Annotated in this window: 15 protein-coding genes; 9 read left to right on the forward strand and 6 right to left on the reverse strand. The window is 72.1% G+C overall.

Features of this window, described 5'->3' with window-relative positions:
* Positions 1-188 precede the first annotated feature (188 nt).
* Entirely contained in the window at positions 189-1,217 is a 1,029-nt protein-coding gene (locus ACIQCJ_RS12795; protein ID WP_391118749.1) for a substrate-binding domain-containing protein, read from the reverse strand.
* Between the two features lie 144 nt (positions 1,218-1,361).
* On the opposite strand from ACIQCJ_RS12795, the gene ACIQCJ_RS12800 reads away from it, so the two are divergent.
* Positions 1,362-3,194, forward strand: a complete 1,833-nt coding sequence (locus ACIQCJ_RS12800; RefSeq protein WP_402711368.1) for a glycoside hydrolase family 35 protein — start codon at positions 1,362-1,364, stop codon at positions 3,192-3,194.
* Between the two features lie 32 nt (positions 3,195-3,226).
* Here the strand turns inward: ACIQCJ_RS12800 and ligD are convergent, their stop codons facing one another.
* Positions 3,227-4,258 (reverse strand): non-homologous end-joining DNA ligase, encoded by a 1,032-nt coding sequence (gene ligD, locus ACIQCJ_RS12805; protein WP_391050262.1) that lies wholly within the window; start codon positions 4,256-4,258, stop codon positions 3,227-3,229.
* A 77-nt stretch (positions 4,259-4,335) separates the two neighbouring features.
* Here ligD and ACIQCJ_RS12810 point away from each other — a divergent pair, with 77 nt between their 5' ends.
* Complete coding sequence (locus ACIQCJ_RS12810) at positions 4,336-5,397, forward strand: ATP-dependent DNA ligase (protein WP_402711369.1); 1,062 nt, start codon at positions 4,336-4,338, stop codon at positions 5,395-5,397.
* A 36-nt stretch (positions 5,398-5,433) separates the two neighbouring features.
* Here ACIQCJ_RS12810 and ACIQCJ_RS12815 read toward each other — a convergent pair whose 3' ends face one another.
* Positions 5,434-6,663, reverse strand: coding sequence for an extracellular solute-binding protein (locus ACIQCJ_RS12815; RefSeq protein WP_391050265.1), 1,230 nt, complete (start codon positions 6,661-6,663; stop codon positions 5,434-5,436).
* 323 nt (positions 6,664-6,986) lie between these two features.
* Positions 6,987-7,409 carry a secondary thiamine-phosphate synthase enzyme YjbQ gene (locus ACIQCJ_RS12820; RefSeq protein WP_355343711.1) on the reverse strand — a complete coding sequence of 141 codons (423 nt, stop codon included), beginning with the start codon at positions 7,407-7,409 and terminating at the stop codon, positions 6,987-6,989.
* Positions 7,410-7,863: 454 nt separating this feature from the next.
* On the opposite strand from ACIQCJ_RS12820, the gene ACIQCJ_RS12825 reads away from it, so the two are divergent.
* The 3 genes from ACIQCJ_RS12825 to ACIQCJ_RS12835 all read left to right on the forward strand — a co-directional run bounded on the left by ACIQCJ_RS12825 (position 7,864) and on the right by ACIQCJ_RS12835 (position 11,143).
* Positions 7,864-9,069, forward strand: a complete 1,206-nt coding sequence (locus ACIQCJ_RS12825) for an LLM class flavin-dependent oxidoreductase (protein ID WP_355343708.1) — start codon at positions 7,864-7,866, stop codon at positions 9,067-9,069.
* A gap of 167 nt (positions 9,070-9,236) precedes the next feature.
* Entirely contained in the window at positions 9,237-10,070 is an 834-nt protein-coding gene (locus tag ACIQCJ_RS12830; RefSeq protein WP_355343705.1) for a glycoside hydrolase family 3 N-terminal domain-containing protein, read from the forward strand.
* A 230-nt stretch (positions 10,071-10,300) separates the two neighbouring features.
* On the forward strand, positions 10,301-11,143 hold the full coding sequence (locus ACIQCJ_RS12835) for an NAD(P)H-binding protein (RefSeq protein ID WP_402711370.1): 843 nt from the start codon (positions 10,301-10,303) through the stop codon (positions 11,141-11,143).
* A gap of 13 nt (positions 11,144-11,156) precedes the next feature.
* On the opposite strand, the gene ACIQCJ_RS12840 is transcribed toward ACIQCJ_RS12835, so the two are convergent.
* Positions 11,157-11,693, reverse strand: a complete 537-nt coding sequence (locus tag ACIQCJ_RS12840; RefSeq protein WP_355343699.1) for a MarR family transcriptional regulator — start codon at positions 11,691-11,693, stop codon at positions 11,157-11,159.
* A 176-nt stretch (positions 11,694-11,869) separates the two neighbouring features.
* Here ACIQCJ_RS12840 and ACIQCJ_RS12845 point away from each other — a divergent pair, with 176 nt between their 5' ends.
* The 4 genes from ACIQCJ_RS12845 (at position 11,870) to ACIQCJ_RS12860 (ending at position 16,158) form a co-directional block, all read left to right on the forward strand.
* Positions 11,870-13,009, forward strand: a complete 1,140-nt coding sequence (locus ACIQCJ_RS12845) for an NAD(P)-binding domain-containing protein (protein WP_402711371.1) — start codon at positions 11,870-11,872, stop codon at positions 13,007-13,009.
* Positions 13,010-13,241: 232 nt separating this feature from the next.
* Positions 13,242-14,012, forward strand: coding sequence for a heterodisulfide reductase-related iron-sulfur binding cluster (locus ACIQCJ_RS12850; protein ID WP_391164096.1), 771 nt, complete (start codon positions 13,242-13,244; stop codon positions 14,010-14,012).
* Positions 14,009-15,502 carry a lactate utilization protein B gene (locus tag ACIQCJ_RS12855; protein WP_402711373.1) on the forward strand — a complete coding sequence of 498 codons (1,494 nt, stop codon included), beginning with the start codon at positions 14,009-14,011 and terminating at the stop codon, positions 15,500-15,502. Before ACIQCJ_RS12850 ends, ACIQCJ_RS12855 begins: the two co-directional genes overlap by 4 nt.
* The gene (locus ACIQCJ_RS12860) at positions 15,499-16,158 is read left to right on the forward strand and encodes a lactate utilization protein C (protein WP_402711374.1); all 660 of its coding nucleotides are present in this window, start codon (positions 15,499-15,501) and stop codon (positions 16,156-16,158) included. Before ACIQCJ_RS12855 ends, ACIQCJ_RS12860 begins: the two co-directional genes overlap by 4 nt.
* Here ACIQCJ_RS12860 and ACIQCJ_RS12865 read toward each other — a convergent pair.
* Positions 16,127-16,504, reverse strand: coding sequence for a hypothetical protein (locus ACIQCJ_RS12865; RefSeq protein WP_355346613.1), 378 nt, complete (start codon positions 16,502-16,504; stop codon positions 16,127-16,129). The genes ACIQCJ_RS12860 and ACIQCJ_RS12865 overlap by 32 nt on opposite strands.
* Positions 16,505-16,514 lie beyond the last annotated feature (10 nt).

The raw sequence follows: 16,514 nt of genomic DNA on the forward strand, positions 1-16,514 counted from the left end.
TGTAGCGGCGATGGCATCGATAACACCAGAGCCCGACAGAGCTTCTTGCACAGGTGATAGCGGCCGACATCCGGCGGTCGTGCGGCCGGTGTGGTCCGGGAACGCGGACAGGCGGCGGCACGGACGGCAGGGGTACGTACTCCCCCGCGCGCGGTGACGCCCTCAGGCCGTCGGCCGGCGCCTGACCGTCAGCGGCGGGCGGGCGCCGTGCTGGCGCGGACGACCAGCGTCGGCTCCACGGAGGCCGGTTCCAAGGTGGCGTCCGGGTCCGCGATGTACCGCATGAGGTGGGAGACCGCGAGCGCCCCCATCTCGGCGAAGGGCTGGGCCACCGTGGTCAGCGAGGGCGAGCAGTACTCGGCGAGCGCGATGTCGTCCACGCCCACGACGGAGATGTCCTCCGGCACCCTGCGGCCCAGTTCGTGCAGGGCGCGGATGACGCCGAACGCCATCTCGTCACTGGCCACGAAGACCGCGGTGACGTCGGGGATCCGGCCGAGGATGAGGCCGTTGCGGTAGCCGGAGGCGGGCGACCAGTCGCCCGTCAGCTCCGGCGGCACCGTCCTGCCCTCCGCTTCGAGCACCGCGCGCCAGCCCTGCGACCGGCTCGCCGCGTCCAGCCACTCGCCGGGTCCCGCGACGTGCCAGACCGTCTCGTGGCCCAGGTCCAGCAGGTGCCGGGTGGCCAGCCGCGCCGCCGCCGACTGGTCGACGGCGACCACTTCGGTCGCCGACGTGCGCGAACCGTCGACGGTGATGGTGGGCACGGCGCTGGTGAGCTGCTCGATCTGGCGGCTCACATGGATCAGCGGAACGGCGAGCACGACGCCCTCGACGTGCTGGTCGGCCAGCCGCAGCATCGAGCTCTCGATGGCGGAGGTGTCCAGCGACGCCGTCGTGGCGGTGCTGACCGCGTAACCGGCCTCCTGAGCGGCCCGTTCGATGCCGAGGGTGAGGGCGGTGCGGGAGTAGAAGCTGGTCTGGAGGGTGACCACGCCGATGGTACGGCTGCGGCCGGAGGAGAGCATGCGCGCCGCGTTGTTCCTGCGGTAACCGAGCTGGTCGACGGCGGCGAGCACCTTGGCGCGGGTCTTGTCCTGCACATTGGGGTGACCGGCCAGGGCCCGCGAGACGGTCTGCGCGGAGACCCCGGCGACCCGTGCGACATCCGCCATGCCGGGCGGACGGGAGGCGTCGCGCGCGCTCTGGTTCTTCATGGGTCCCTTCCGGCTGATCCGCTGCCGCCGATGATAGCGGTCGCACCCGCCCAAAGGGGGCGCTCTCCAGCTCGTGGTCCCGCCCCGGACCGGCTGAAGGCACCGCGTTGGCATCGATAACAATCTGTGCCACAGTTCGGTGCTGTGAGCCTTCCGACCACCACCGCACCCGCGGACGCCAACGGCCGACCCGCTCCCCTGCTGTCGTATCCGCACGGCACGTTCCTGCGCGGCGGGCAGCCGCACCGCGTCCTGGCGGGGTCGCTGCACTACTTCCGGGTCCACCCCGAGCAGTGGGCCGACCGGCTGGAACGCCTCGCGGCCATGGGGCTCAACACCGTGGACACGTACGTCCCGTGGAATTTCCACGAGCCGCGCCGGGGACGGCCGTCCTTCGACGGCCCGCGCGACATCGAGCGGTTCGTCGCGCTCGCGCGGGACACCGGCCTGGACGTGATCGTGCGCCCCGGCCCGTACATCTGCGCCGAGTGGGACAACGGCGGCCTGCCCGCGTGGCTGACCGGGACGCCCGGCATGCGGCTGCGCTCCTCGCACCGGCCCTTCCTCGACGAAGTGGCGCGCTGGTTCGACGCGTTGATCCCGCGCGTCGCCGCGCTCCAGGCGGCCCGCGGCGGGCCGGTGGTCGCCGTGCAGGTGGAGAACGAGTACGGCAGCTACGGCGACGACCACGGCTATGTGGCGTGGGTGCGCGACGCGCTGGTGGAGCGGGGCATCACCGAACTGCTCTACACCGCGGACGGCCCGACCGACCTGATGCTCGACGGCGGCGCCCTGCCGGGCACGCTGACCACGGCGACCTTCGGGTCCCGCGCCGCGCAGGCCGCCGAACTGCTGCGCTCGCGCAGAACGGGCGAGCCGTTCGTCTGCGCCGAGTTCTGGAACGGCTGGTTCGACCACTGGGGCGAGAAGCACCACATCCGGACCGTCGACAGCGCCGAGGCCACGCTCGCCGAGATCCTGGACGAGGGCGGCTCGGTGAGTGTCTACATGGCGCACGGCGGCACCAACTTCGGTCTGTGGGCGGGCGCCAACCACGACGGCGACAGGCTCCAGCCGACCGTGACCAGCTACGACTCGGACGCGCCGGTCGCCGAACACGGCGGCCTCGGCCCGAAGTTCTTCGCCCTGCGCGACCGGCTGCTCGCGGTGACCGGCGCGGCCGAAGCCTCCCGGCCGCTGCCCGCGACCGCGCCGCCGCTCACCGCTCGCGCGCTGCCCGTGGTCCGGGGCGCCGGTCTGCTGGACGCGCTCACCGCGCTGTCGCGGCCGGTGGCGTCCCCGCATCCGCTGAGCTTCGAGGAGCTGGAACAGCCCTCGGGGCTGGTGCTCTACCGCGCCCGCCCCCGTCTGCCGCGCGGCCCGCGGGAGATCACCGTGCACGGGCTGCACGACCGCGCCCAGGTCTTCGTGGACGGCGCGCCCGCCGGTGTGCTCGACCGGGAGACCGGCTCGCTCACCGTCGAGGGCGCCGGCGAGCCCGTACTGCTGGAACTCCTGGTCGAGAACCAGGGCCGGATCAACTACGGTCCGCTGCTCGGCCAGGGCAAGGGCATCCTCGGCGGGGTCCGCGTCGAGCGCCGCCTGGTGCACAACTGGTCGGTCCACGGACTGCCGCTGGACGAATGGCCCGCGGCCGACGTGGAGCGCGCGCCGTCGGTCGCCCCGCCGTCCGGCGACGCGGGTTTCGCGACCGCCCGGTTCACGGCGGACGCCCCGGCCGACACCTTCCTGGCCTTTCCCGGCTTCGGCAAGGGCTTCGTCTGGGTGAACGGCACGCTGCTCGGCCGGTACTGGGAGATCGGCCCGCAGGTCACCCTCTACGTGCCCGCGCCGCTGCTGACGGCCGGCGAGAACACCGTCACGGTGCTGGAGCTGGAGCGTTTCGGCGACCGCGTCGAGCTGCGCGACCGGCCGGAGCTGGGGCCGACCGAGGAGTACGTCGAGACGTTCGACTGAATCGCGCGGCCGGAGGCCACCGCTTCGCGTCGCTACCCGTCCGCGTCGCTGTCCGACGCGGCCTTCTTGGCGCGGCTCGGCTGCACCCGCTTGGGCTCGCCCTTCATCTTGGGGTGCTCCGGCGGGTAGGGCAGGTCGCCGAGGCCGTGCTCCCGCTCGTCCTTGTCGGCCAGTTCGAGCGCCGCGTCCAGCCGGAAGGCGTGCTCGTCCATGTCGGCGTGCACGTCGCCGACCTCCGCGAACCGCCCCGGCATGGTGCCCAGGTCGAAGTCCTCGGGCACGGCGCTGCTCACCTCGTCCCAGCGCAGCGGCGCCGAGACCGGGGCGTGCGGGAACGGCCGTACGGAGTAGGCGCTGGCGATCGTGCGGTCGCGCGCGGTCTGGTTGTAGTCGACGAAGATCCGCTCGCCGCGCTCCTCCTTCCACCATGCGGTGGTGATCCGGTCGGGCGCGCGGCGCTCCAGTTCGCGGCCGATCGCGATGGCCGAGCGCCGTACCTGGGTGAAGGTCCACTCCGGCGCGATCGGCACGAAGACGTGCAGGCCGCGTCCGCCGGAGGTCTTCGGCCAGCCGGTCAGGCCGAGTCCGTCCAGCACCTCGCGCAGCATGAGCGCCGCGCGTACGGCGTCGCCGTAGTCCGTGCCGGGCTGCGGGTCGAGGTCGATGCGCAGTTCGTCGGGGTGGTCGGTGTCGGCGCGGCGCACCGGCCAGGGGTGGAAGGTGAAGGTGCCGAGGTTGGCGGCCCACAGGACGGCGGCGGTCTCGGTGGGGCAGATCTCGTCGGCGTACCGGCCGCTGGGGAAGGCGATCCGGGCGGTGGGGATCCAGTCGGGCAGATTCTTCGGGGCCCGCTTCTGGAAGAAGGACTCGCCCTCCACGCCGTGGATGTAGCGCTCCAGTGTGGTCGGCCGGTCCCTGACCGCGCGCAGGATGCCGTCGCCGACGCTGAGGTAGTACCTCACCAGGTCGGCCTTGGTGAATCCGCGCTGCGGGAAGTAGACCTTGTCGGGGTGGGACACCCGGACGGCCCGCTCGCCGACGGTCAGTTCCAGCGTCTCGGCCATGCGACCACGCTAGGCCGTACGGCCGGGCGGCGCCCGTCGGCGGGCGCCGCCGGGCGGGGCCGCGCACAATCACCAGCATGGACCTTCCGGTGATGCCCCCTGTGCGGCCGATGCTGGCGAAGTCCGCCGCGGCCGTCCCGCCCGGCATGCTCTACGAGGCCAAGTGGGACGGTTTCCGGGCGATCGTCTTCCGCGACGGCGACGAGATCGAGCTGGGCAGCCGCTCGGGCAAGCCGCTGACCCGGTACTTTCCCGAGCTGGTCGAGGCGCTGCGGGAGCGGATTCCGCCGCGCTGCGTGCTGGACGGCGAGATCGTCATCGTGCGGGGCGGCCGGCTGGACTTCGACGCGCTGCTGGAGCGGATTCATCCGGCGGAGTCCCGGGTCCGCCATCTGGCGGAGGTGACGCCCGCGTCCTTCGTCGCCTTCGACCTGCTGGCCGTGGGCGACGAGACGCTGCTGCCGGTGCCGCAGCGGGACCGGCGCGAGGTGCTGGTGGAGGCGTTGCGGGAGGCGACGGCGCCGGTGTTCACCGCGCCCGCCACGCAGGACATCGACACGGCCAAGGAGTGGTTCTCCCGCTTCGAGGGCGCCGGTCTCGACGGGGTCGTCGCCAAACCCCTGCATCTGCCGTACCGGCCGGGCGAGCGCGTCATGATCAAGGTCAAGCACGAGCGCACCGCGGACTGCGTGGTGGCCGGGATGCGGCTGCACAAGAGCGGTCCCGTGGTCGGCTCGCTGCTGCTCGGTCTGTACGACGCCGAGGGGATGCTTCAGCACGTCGGCGTCTGCGCGTCCTTCCCGATGCGCCGCCGCGAGGCGCTGATGACGGAGCTGGAGTCGCTGCGGATGGCGTCCGTCGAGGGCCATCCGTGGCAGGAGTGGGCGAGCGAGGAGGCGCAGGCCGCCGACCGGCTGCCGGGCGGTCCGAGCCGGTGGACCGGCAAGAAGGACCTGTCGTGGATCCCGCTGCGCCCCGAGCGGGTGGTCGAGGTGGCCTACGACCACATGCAGGGTGACCGGTTCCGCCACACCGCGCAGTTCCGCCGCTGGCGCCCGGACCGGGAGGCCGCGGAGTGCACGTACGCGCAGTTGGAGGAGCCGGTGGGGTACGACCTGGCGGAGGTGCTGGGCGCCTGACCGGCCGTGCGGCGGCGCCCTCGTCCGCTCCTCGGACTACCTGGCGCCGTCGCTGCGCTGGGCGTCGCGCTGGAGGCCGGCCAGTACGACCTTGGGGTCGCGGTGCACGGCCTGTCCGATGTCCTTCTTCAGTTCGGCGCTGACCGGGGCCCAGGACGCCTTGGCGACGGGATAGAACGCCGCGTCCGACAGCAGGTTCATGAATGGCACGAGATCGCGGTACCGCGGATCCATCCTGACCGTTTCCGCGACTTTCACCGTGACCGGGAGCAACTTGTACTCCTGTTGGAATTTCAACAAATTCTCTTCGCTGTATATGTACTGGAGGAACTTGGCGTCGGCCTCCCGGTGTCCCTTCTGCCGGAAGGCCATCATCCAGTCGGCGTTCCCGAGCGCCTGCGAACTGGGGCCCGTCCTTCCGGGAAGCGGCGCCACTCCGATGTCGATTCCGGCCGCCTTCGCGGAGGGAAGCAGCGTCAGATGGCCGTTGAGCATCCCCGTGCGGCCCGCGAGGAAGTCGCTGAAGGCATCGCTGACACTCGTCCTGGCCGGGTCCTTGGGGCCGACGAGACCGGCGTCGACGAGGTTCTTCTTCAGCCAGACGAAGGCGTCGACATTGCGCACCGAGTCCAGGTTGTACGAGCCGACGTTGTCGGTGTAGCCGCCGTCGTTGCCGATCATCCACATCATGGTCTCGGCTTCCGCTTCCTGCGGGCCGAGCGGCAGTCCGTACGGCACCGGGACGCCGTGCTCCTTGAGCTTGACGGCGTCGCGCCTGATGTCGGCCCAGGTCTCCGGGGCGCGGGTGATGCCCGCGCGGGCGAAGAGCTTCTTGTTGTAGAAGAACATCCGGGTGGAGGCGACCCACGGGATGCCGTACTGCACGTGGTTGACGGAACCGGCGTCCGTCAGCGACGGGACGAAGGCGGACTGCATGCTGATCGGGAACAGTTCGTCCGCGCTGTAGAGCTGCTTGCCGTCGCTGAAGGCGCTGAAGGAGTCGAGCTGCGCGAGATCGGGCGCCCGGCCGTCCTCGACCATGGTGGCGACCTGCGCGTCGGCGTCGGCGACGGGCACGAACTGCACGTCGATCGTGATGTTCGGATTCCGCTCCTCGAACGAGCGGGCCAGGCTGTTCCAGGTCTGGGCCACCGGACTCGCGGTCTTCAGACCGCTGTAGTCGGTGGCGACCACGTGCAGGGTGATGGCCTTGCTCCGCGGTGAGGTGTTCCCGCACGCGCCGAGGGTGGTCACCGCCAGCACCATCGAGCCACCGACCGCCGCTAAGCCCAGGAATCGTCGCCGCCGCACCGCTTTCTACCGCCTTCGTATATTACTCGCCCCGTATTAGCCGTGCCGAGTTTTCCGCATGCCTTCACCAACGGTCAACACCACACGTGATATCCCGTCAGAAGAAGCGGAGCGCCCAGGTACAGCACATCGCGGTATATCGGAAATCGCGCCAGTCATATCCGCCGCAAAAGGCGGATATGACTGGCGCGATGCGTGTCGGGGCGTCGGGATGTGGCGGCGCTCCAGGTGGAGCGGCGCGGCGTGCGGGTCAGCGCTTCTCGGCGAGCGCCCGCCGGTCAGCCCAGAAAGCTCAGCCGGACCTGGCGGCGCGGATTGTCGACGTTGGTGTCCACCAGGACGACCGACTGCCAGGTGCCGAGTTCCAGGCGGCCGTCCAGTACCGGCAAGGTGGCGTGCGGCGGGACGAGCGCGGGGAGTACGTGGTCGCGGCCGTGCCCGCGGCTGCCGTGGCGGTGGCTCCAGCGGTCGTCGGCGGGGAGCAGGTCCTGGAGCGCGGCGAGCAGGTCGTCGTCGCTGCCCGCGCCCGTCTCGATGACGGCCACGCCCGCGGTGGCGTGCGGCACGAAGACGTTCAGCAGCCCGTCGCGCCCGGCCGCCGCCTCGCGCAGGAACGACGCGCAGGCGTCGGTGAGGTCGTGGACGGTCTCGCTGGAGCCGGTCGCGATGTCGATGACGCGTGAGGTGAGGTTGTCGGCCATACGTCCATGGTCACTCAATTCCGCGGGGCGGCGGGGGTGTCGGCGCGGCGGGTCGCCGGGGTCCCCGTGCCCGGCGGCGGGGCGCGGGCTCCGGCCCGGCGGGCGGCTCGCGCCGCGATCAGCCGCTTTCCGCGGCCATCCGCCGCCATCCGCGAGGTGAGACGGCGTTGACCTGCCGACGGACGCGTGACTACCGTCGTTGTATGCCGCGTCCCTGCATGCTCACCTCGCGTGGTCACATCGACCTCCTGCGGGTGGCGTCTGCCGCGTGTTGTCGCGGTCGCTGACGTTTCGCGCCGCTTCCCCTCCCCCGCGCTTCCGTAGCTCTTCTTCGCGTTCCGGCCCCGCCGGTCCCCTCGGGACGTCCCCGCGGTGATCCGGCGGACCTCCCGTGCCGCGCGCCGGGATCCCGCCGGACCGCACCGGATCCCGCCCATCGAAAGGCGTCCGCCCGATGTCCGTACACCTGCACTGGTTCCTGCCCACCGGCGGCGACGGCCGCACCCTGGTGGACCGCCACGTCTACACCGACGGAGGCGTGAAGCGCTCCCGGATCACGCCGGTCTCCGGCATCCGCGCCCCCGACATCGAGTATCTGGCCCAGATCGCGCGCGCCGCCGACCAGTTGGGGTTCGAGGGGGTGCTGACGCCGACCGGTACGTGGTGCGAGGACGCGTGGCTGACGACGCTGGCGCTGACCCAGCACACCGAGCGGCTGAAGTTCCTGGTCGCCTTCAGGCCCGGGGTGATCTCGCCGGTGCTCGCGGCGCAGATGGCGGCCACGTATCAGCGGATCAGCCGGGGGCGGCTGCTGCTCAACGTGGTGACCGGGGGCGACTCCACCGAGCAGAAGCGGTTCGGCGACCATCTCGACCACGACAGCCGGTACGCGCGCACCGCGGAGTTCCTGTCGGTGGTGCGCGGGGTGTGGGAGGGCAAGCCGTTCGACTACGACGGCGAGCACTACCAGGTGGCGGGCGGGCTGGTGGCGCTGCCGCCCGAGCCCCGCCCCGACATCTTCTTCGGCGGTTCCTCTCAGGCCGCCGGGCCGGTCGCGGCCCGCTACGCCGACGTCTATCTGACCTGGGGCGAGCCGCCCGAGCAGGTGAAGCGGAAGATCGACTGGATCAGGGGGCTCGCGGAGGCCGAGGGCCGTACGGTCAGATTCGGCATCCGGCTGCACGTCATCGCGCGGGACTCGGCGCGCGACGCGTGGGCGACCGCGGACCGGCTGCTGGCCGACCTCGACGAGGACACGGTCGCCGCGGCCCAACAGGCGCTCGGCCGCAGCGAGTCGGTGGGCCAGCAGCGGATGCTGGCGCTGCACGGCGGGCAGCGGGACAAGCTGGAGATCTCGCCGAATCTGTGGGCGGGCGTCGGGCTGGTGCGCGGCGGCGCCGGCACGGCGCTGGTCGGCGCCCACGCGGAGGTCGCCGACCGGATCGAGGAGTACCACGCGCTGGGCATCGACCACTTCATCTTCTCCGGCTATCCGCACCTGGAGGAGGCGTACTGGTTCGGCGAGGGCGTCATGCCGGAACTGGCCGCGCGCGGTCTGCTGGAGGCCCTTCCGTCGCCGCTGTCCGCCGTGCCCGCCGCCAACGGCCGCCCGCCGTCCGCTCCGGGCGGGGCGCCGCTGCTGCTGTCCGGGGGCCGCTGAGCGGTCCGCGGCCGTGGGGCCGGCTGTGGGCGCGGGGGTCACCGGGGGGACGCGGACCTGGGGTGATTGCCGCCTCCGGGCATTGGTCTGTACCATTCGGCGGGCCTCGGGATATCGCCGGGGCTCGGGACATCCGCCTCTGTCGCGCCCCGAAGGGGGACCACCACGTGAACGCGCTGCACCGGCTCGCCGTGCTCGTCGACTCGTGCCTGCTGCCCGCCGTCGACGGCGCGGACGAGAGACTTCCCGACTGGATCCTGCGCGGCCTGGAACGCGGCACCCCCGGCGTCGCGGTGCACGCGCGCGGCCAGGCGGCGCGCAAGGCGTCCGACACGCTGCGCGCGGCGCTCCCCGACGCCCTCACCGGTCACCCGGAGCCGCACCGGCCGGGTGGCGGCAGCGCCGCGGCGGCCGAACTCATGGCGGCCGGTGCCAATCTGCACCTCGCCGTACGGCCCGGCACCCGCGCCGACGAGACGCGGGTCTTCGTGACCGACCTCCAGACGCACGGAGTGGCCGCCGCGCTGGGGCCGTTCACCGGTACGGGCAGCCTGCGGCCCTTCGCCGAGGGGGCCGCGGCCGGTGTACGCGCGATCACCGCGGGACGCTCCCCGGTACCCGGCGAGGACGGTCTGCCCGCCACGCTCAGCGGCCCGGCCGTCACCGGCATCCTGCGCGGCGAGCTGGGTTACGGCGGGGTCGTGGTCAGCGACACCCTGGACGCGCCGTCGATCGTCGACGGCTGGGGCGTGCCGGGCGCGGCCGTGCTCGCCTGGATCGCCGGGGTCGACCTGGTACGTCTCGGCCCCGCGAGCGGCGCGGGTGTGCACGACGCGATCCACACGGCGGCGGCCCGCGCGGTCGCCGACGGCGACCTGCCGCTGTCCCGGCTGGAGGAGGCGGCGGAACGCGTCTCCCGGCTGCGCCGCTGGGCCTCGGAACCGCGCATGCCCGCCCCGGCCGGGGTCACGGGTCCGTCGGCCCGCACACCGGCCCCCTGAGGCGGCGCACGCTCCTCGGATCGCGGCGGCGGCGCGGGTCCGTCGCGCGCCGGCGCCCTGTCACCGATCCGTTTGACAGCCCTGGAGATGACGCCCATATTTATCTGCGTGACACAGATTCTTCGTGGCGCATAGTTTTCGCCACGACTGCTCCCTCCGACCTTCCGTCGGCCGCACGGCTCTTTGTGCCACCCGCTCCCAAGTCCTTTCCACGAACGGGGAACACCGCCATGACCGTCCTCATCACCGGAAGCCGCGGGCGCGTCGCCCGCGCCCTCACCGCGCTCCTTCACGACCGGGGCGCCGACGTACGCGTCGCCTCGCGGAAGCCGGAGGAGGTCGAACCGCCGGAAGGGGTGCGGACCACCGCCCTGAGCCTGGACGACCCGTCCGGCTTCCCCGCCGCGCTCGCGGGGGTCGACTCGGTGTTCCTCTACGCCGAGGCGTCGCACATCGGCGCGTTCCTGGAGCAGGCGGAACGGGCGGGGGTCGGGCACGTGGTGCTGCTCTCGTCCGCCAGCGTCATGGAGCCCGACGCCGAGCGCGACCCGATCGCCCGGCACCACCTGGAGGTGGAGACCGCGCTCGCCGCCTCACCGATCGCCTCGACCGTGCTGCGCCCCGGCGCCTTCGCCGCCAACGCCCTCCAGTGGGCGTGGCCCATCAAGGCGTCAGGCGCGGTGAATCTGCCGTATCCCGGCGCCCACACCGACCCCGTGCACGAGGCCGATCTCGCCGAGGCGGCCTGCGCCGCGCTCACCGATTCCCGTGTGCGCGGCGGGACGTACCACCTGACGGGGCCCGAGTCGCTGAGCTTCGCCGAGCAGGTCGACGTGCTCGCGGACGCCACGGGACAGCCGATCGCCGCCGTGCCGGTAAGCCGTGAGGCATGGCGGGCGGAGACGGCGGAGCATCTGCCCGATGCGTTCGCCGAGGCGCTGCTCGACTGGTGGAAGGCGCTCGACGGTACGCCCACGGAGGTGACCGACACTCTTGAACGGCTGATCGGGCGTCCGCCGCGCACCTTCGCGTCCTGGGCGGCGGAGAACGCCGCCGCCTTCACCCGCCCGTAGCGGGTACGGCGGATCAGGCCCCGGCGGCGCCCCTGTGTTCCTCGCCCGCGCCGCCGGGGTCGGCCACGTCACCCGCCCGCAGCCGCGCGATCTGCGCGGTGCTCAGGTCGACGGTGCGGCGCATATGGGCGAGCAGGAGCGCGAGTTGGTCGTCGTCGTAGGAGTCGAGCATCCGCCACCAGCCGCCGCTCAGGCCGCCCCACACACGGCCGAAGTCCGCCATCCGGTCGGGCACGGTGGTCACCATGACCCGGCGCCGGTCCTCGGTGTCCCGCTCACGGACCACGTAACCCGCGCGTTCCAGCCGGTCCACGAGCCGGGTGGCGGAGCCGGTGGTGAGGCCGGTCAGCTCGGCGATCCGCCCGATGGTGACCGGGCGCGACTCCAGGCTCAGCAGATTGAGGCACTGCACGTCCGTGGGGTGCAGCCCGAAGTAGTCGGCGAGCGCCTGGTTGAACAGGGCGTACGACGCCGTGTAGTGGCGCGAGGCCACGGACAGCTCGGACAGCAGATCGGAGCGGCGGCCGGTGGGGGCGTCGGTCCGCGCCATGGTGCCTCCTGCGTGGTTCCGCGCGGCCGTGGAGGCCCGCGCCCGTGCCGTCGCGCTTCTCTGCGCGACGCAGACAGTTTGGCAGACCGCCGCCCGCCCGGACACCGACGTCTCCCGCGTCCCCGGCCGCCCGCGCGCGGGGGAAGCTTTCACTCGCCCCCACCGTTGGGTGAAACATGAACGACTTGGGTGACGCGGCGGACGGGCCGGACGTGTCCGGCGTGCGGAACGTGCGGACGGTCGTGGTCGGCGCCGGGCAGGCGGGGCTCTCGGCCGGGTATTTCCTGCGCCGCGCGGGGCTGCGGTCCGGCACGGACTTCGTCGTCCTCGACCACTCCCCCGGCGCGGGCGGCGCCTGGCAGTTCCGCTGGCCGTCGCTCACCTACGGCAAGGCGCACCGCGTACACGAGCTGCCCGGTATGCCGCTGGGCGACGCCGACCCCGACCGGCCGTCCGCCGAGGTGGTCGGCGAGTACTTCGCGCGCTACGAGCGGGAGTTCGACCTGGATGTCCGGCGGCCGGTCGACGTCACCGCCGTACGGGAGGGGGTCGCGGGGCGGCTGCGGGTGGAGACCGACGCGGGTGTGTGGTCCACGCGGACGCTGATCAACGCGACCGGCACCTGGGACCGGCCGTTCCTGCCGTACTACCCGGGCCAGGAGACCTTCCTCGGGCGGCAGTTGCACACGGCGGAGTACCGGGGATCGGCGGAATTCGCCGGGAAGCACGTCCTGGTGGTCGGCGGCGGTACGTCGGCGGTGCAACTGCTGATGGAGCTGGCCGAGGTCGCCCGCACCACCTGGCTGACCCGTCGCCCGCCGGTCTTCCACAGCGCGCCCTTCGACCAGGAGTGGGGACGTTCCGCGGTCGCCCTCGTCGAGGACCGGGTGCGCCGGGGGCTGCCGCCGCAGAGCGTCGTCAGCGTCACCGGGCTGGCCGCGACCGACGCGATCCGCGACGCGCAGGTGCGCGGGGTCCTGCGGCCCGAGCCCGTCTTCGACCGGATCACCCCGCACGGCGTCGCGTGGTCCGACGGCCGCACGCTGGACGCCGACGTCATCTTGTGGGCGACCGGCTTCCGCGCGGCCCTCGACCACCTGGCCCCGCTCAAACTGCGCGAGCCCGGCGGCGGCGTCCGGCTCGACGGCACCCGCGTGGTCAAGGACCCCCGCATCCACCTGGTCGGCTACGGCCCGTCGGCGAGCACGATCGGCGCCAACCGGGCGGGGCGAAGCGCCGTACGCGAGATCCGCGCCTTCCTGGCCACCCGAACAGTCGAACCCACGAGCGAGCGTTCGCTCGAACGCGTGCACTGAACGCGAGTTGTCCCCTTTGACCCACCGGGACGCGTGATGCTTACCGACCGTCCCGGGAGGGGCGGCGCTCCGCGTTGTCCGCCGCTCCGGTCGTCCGCACGCCTGCCGCTCTGGCCACCGATTCCGATAAACATCGGATGTCTCGCTTCCCCGCGTCACGCCGTTGCGGCAGTATGAGCGCCATGGGTCATCGTCAGTCGCACGGCCTGCCGCGGCGCGGCGCGGAGGAGACATGCGCGTAGCGCTTTTCGTGACATGCGTGAACGACCTGCTGTACCCGGACACCGGGCGGGCCGTCGTCACCCTGCTGGAACGGCTCGGCGTCGAGGTGGACTTCCCCGCCGCCCAAACGTGCTGCGGACAGCCCCAGTTCAACACCGGCTACCGGCACGAGACCGAACCGCTGGTACGCCGCTACGCCGCCGCCTTCGACGCCTACGACCACGTGGTCACGCCGTCCGGCTCCTGCGCGGCCATGGTGCGCGACAACTACCCGCGGATCGCCGCCAAGGCCGTCGCCGAGGGCCGCGACCGGGGACTCACCGAGGCCGCGGCGAGCGCCGTGCCGAAGACGTACGAACTCACGGAGTTCCTGGTGGACGTGCTGGGGGTGACGGATGTGGGCGCGTACTTCCCGCACACGGTGACCTATCACCCGTCCTGTCACGGGCTGCGGATGCTGGGGCTCGGTGAGCGGCCCCGGCGGCTCTTGGAGGCTGTGAAGGGGCTTGAGCTGCGGGAGTTGGAGGGTGCGGAGGAGTGCTGCGGCTTCGGCGGCACCTTCGCCGTGAAGAATCCCGACGTCTCGGCCGCGATGGGTGAGGACAAGGTGCGGCACGCGCTCGACAGCGGCGCGCAGGTGCTGTGCGGCGCGGACAACTCCTGCCTGATGCACCTGGACGGTCTGTTGCGGCGGCAGGACGCCGACCTGCGGGCCGTACATCTGGCGGAGATCCTCGCGTCCACCGAGGAACAGCCCTACCGGCAGGAAGTGGTCCGATGAGTGGTACGTATCTGGGTCTGCCGTCGTTCCCGAAGGCCGCCGCCTCGTCCACGAAGGACACCCAGCTCCGCGCGAACCTCACCCACGCCACCCACACCATCCGCGACAAACGCGCCAGAGCCATCGCAGAACTCGCCGACTGGCCCCAACTCCGCGCAGCAGGCGCCGCCGTCAAGGACCACACCCTGCGCCACCTCGACCACTACCTCCTCCAGCTCGAGGAGAACATCACCGCCGCCGGCGGCACCGTCCACTGGGCCCTGGACGCCGACGACGCCAACCGCATCATCACCCGCCTCGTCCAGGACACCGGCGAAACCGAAGTCGTCAAAGTCAAATCCATGGCCACCCAGGAAATCGGCCTCAACGACGCCCTGACCGCCGCCGGCATCACCGCCTACGAAACCGACCTCGCCGAACTCATCGTCCAGCTCGGCAACGACCTCCCCTCCCACATCCTCGTCCCCGCCATCCACAAAAACCGCCACCAGATCCGCGACATCTTCCACACCCAGATGACCACCTGGGGCCGCCCCGCACCCGACAACCTCACCGACACCCCCGCCGACCTCGCCGAAGCCGCCCGCCTCCACCTGCGGGAAAAGTTCCTCCGCGCGAAAGTCGGGATCTCCGGCGCCAACTTCATGATCGCCGACACCGGCACCCTCGTCGTCGTCGAATCCGAAGGCAATGGCCGCATGTGCCTCACCCTGCCCGAGACGCTGATCTCCGTTGTCGGCATCGAGAAAGTCATCCCCACCTTCCAGGACCTGGAAATCTACCTCCAGACCCTCCCCCGCTCCTCCACCGCCGAACGCATGAACCCCTACACCACCCTGTGGACCGGCACCACCCACACCGACGGCCCCGAAAACTTCCACCTCGTCCTCATCGACAACGGCCGCACCGACACCCTCGCCGACACCACCGGCCGCCAGGCCCTGCGCTGCATCCGCTGCTCCGCCTGCCTCAACGTCTGCCCCGTCTACGAACGCGCCGGCGGCCACGCCTACGGCTCCCCCTACCCCGGCCCCATCGGCGCCATCCTCACCCCCCAACTCCGCACCACCACCACCGAACTCGACGCCTCACTCCCCTACGCCTCCACCCTCTGCGGCGCCTGCTACGACGTCTGCCCCGTCGCCATCAACATCCCCGAAGTCCTCGTCCACCTCCGCGAACGCGTCGCCCAGGGCGCCACCACCACCCACAACGGCCAACGCGTCACGATCAAACCCGCCAAAGGCCACGCCGCCGAACGCGCCACCATGCGCGCCGCCCGCTGGACACTCGACCGCCCGGGCATCATGCGCCAGGGCCAGCGCCTCGCCACCCGCACCCGACACCTCCACCCCCAACGGCTCCCCGGAGCCGCCAAAGCCTGGACCGCCACCCGCGACCTCCCCACCCTCCCCCCGCAGACCTTCCGCGACTGGTGGCAGAAAAACCAACCAGCCAACCACCCCCAGACCAAGGAGAACGGCCAGTGACCTCCCGCGACACCGTCCTCACCCGCATCCGCAACGCCCTCGGCACCACGTCGGACAGCCCGGCACCGGCCACCACGTACACAGCACGCGACTACCTCACCGTGCACGCGGACCGCACCCCGTACGAGACCGCCGATCTGCTCGCGGAGAACCTCACCGACTACCGGGCCCACATCCACCGCACCGATCAGGCGGGGCTGGCACCCGCGGTGGCGCGGCTGCTGGCCGAGCGGGGTGCGCGGACGGCGGTCGTCCCGGCGGGGGTCCCGAGGGAGTGGCTGGCCGGGATCGGCGGGACACGGTTGCTGGACGACGTACCGCCGCTGACCGCGGCGCAGTTGGACGAGGTCGACAGTGTGATCACCGGCTGCGCCCTGGCCGTCGCCGAGACCGGCACCATCGTGCTGGACGCGGGCGCCGACCAGGGGCGGCGGATTCTCACGCTCGTCCCCGACCACCACATCTGCGTCGTGCGGGCACCGGATCAGGTGGTCGCGTCGGTCCCCCTGGCTCTGCCTCGCCTGGACCCCACCCGGCCCCAGACCTGGATCTCAGGCCCCTCCGCCACCAGCGACATCGAACTCGACCGCGTCGAAGGCGTCCACGGCCCCCGCACCCTGGACGTCATCCTCGTGGGTCCGCCGCCGAGCGGCTGACCTTCAGCGCCCACACCACCAGAGGAATCTGGACAGGGAGCCGGGCGTAGGCCGCGGCCTTCAGGGGTGCGGGGCGGTGCCGCCAGTCGTAGGCCATCTTGACGTTGGCGGGGAAGACGGCGGCGAAGAATCCGGCGGTGACCAGGGCGCCGGTGCGGCGGGTCGCGGGGAGGGCGACGGCGGCGGCCAGCGCGAGTTCGGCGACGCCGCTGGCGCGGGTCCAGGCGCGGGGGCTGCCCGGAAGGGACTCGGGCACGATCGCCTCGTACGGTCCGGGGGCGAGGAAGTGGGTGGCGCCGGCTCCGGCGAGCAGGCCGACGAGCAGTCGAGTGGAACGTGCGGGCACCGGGCACCTC

Source organism: Streptomyces sp. NPDC093221 (genome assembly GCF_044753885.1).
Classification (GTDB): domain Bacteria; phylum Actinomycetota; class Actinomycetes; order Streptomycetales; family Streptomycetaceae; genus Actinacidiphila.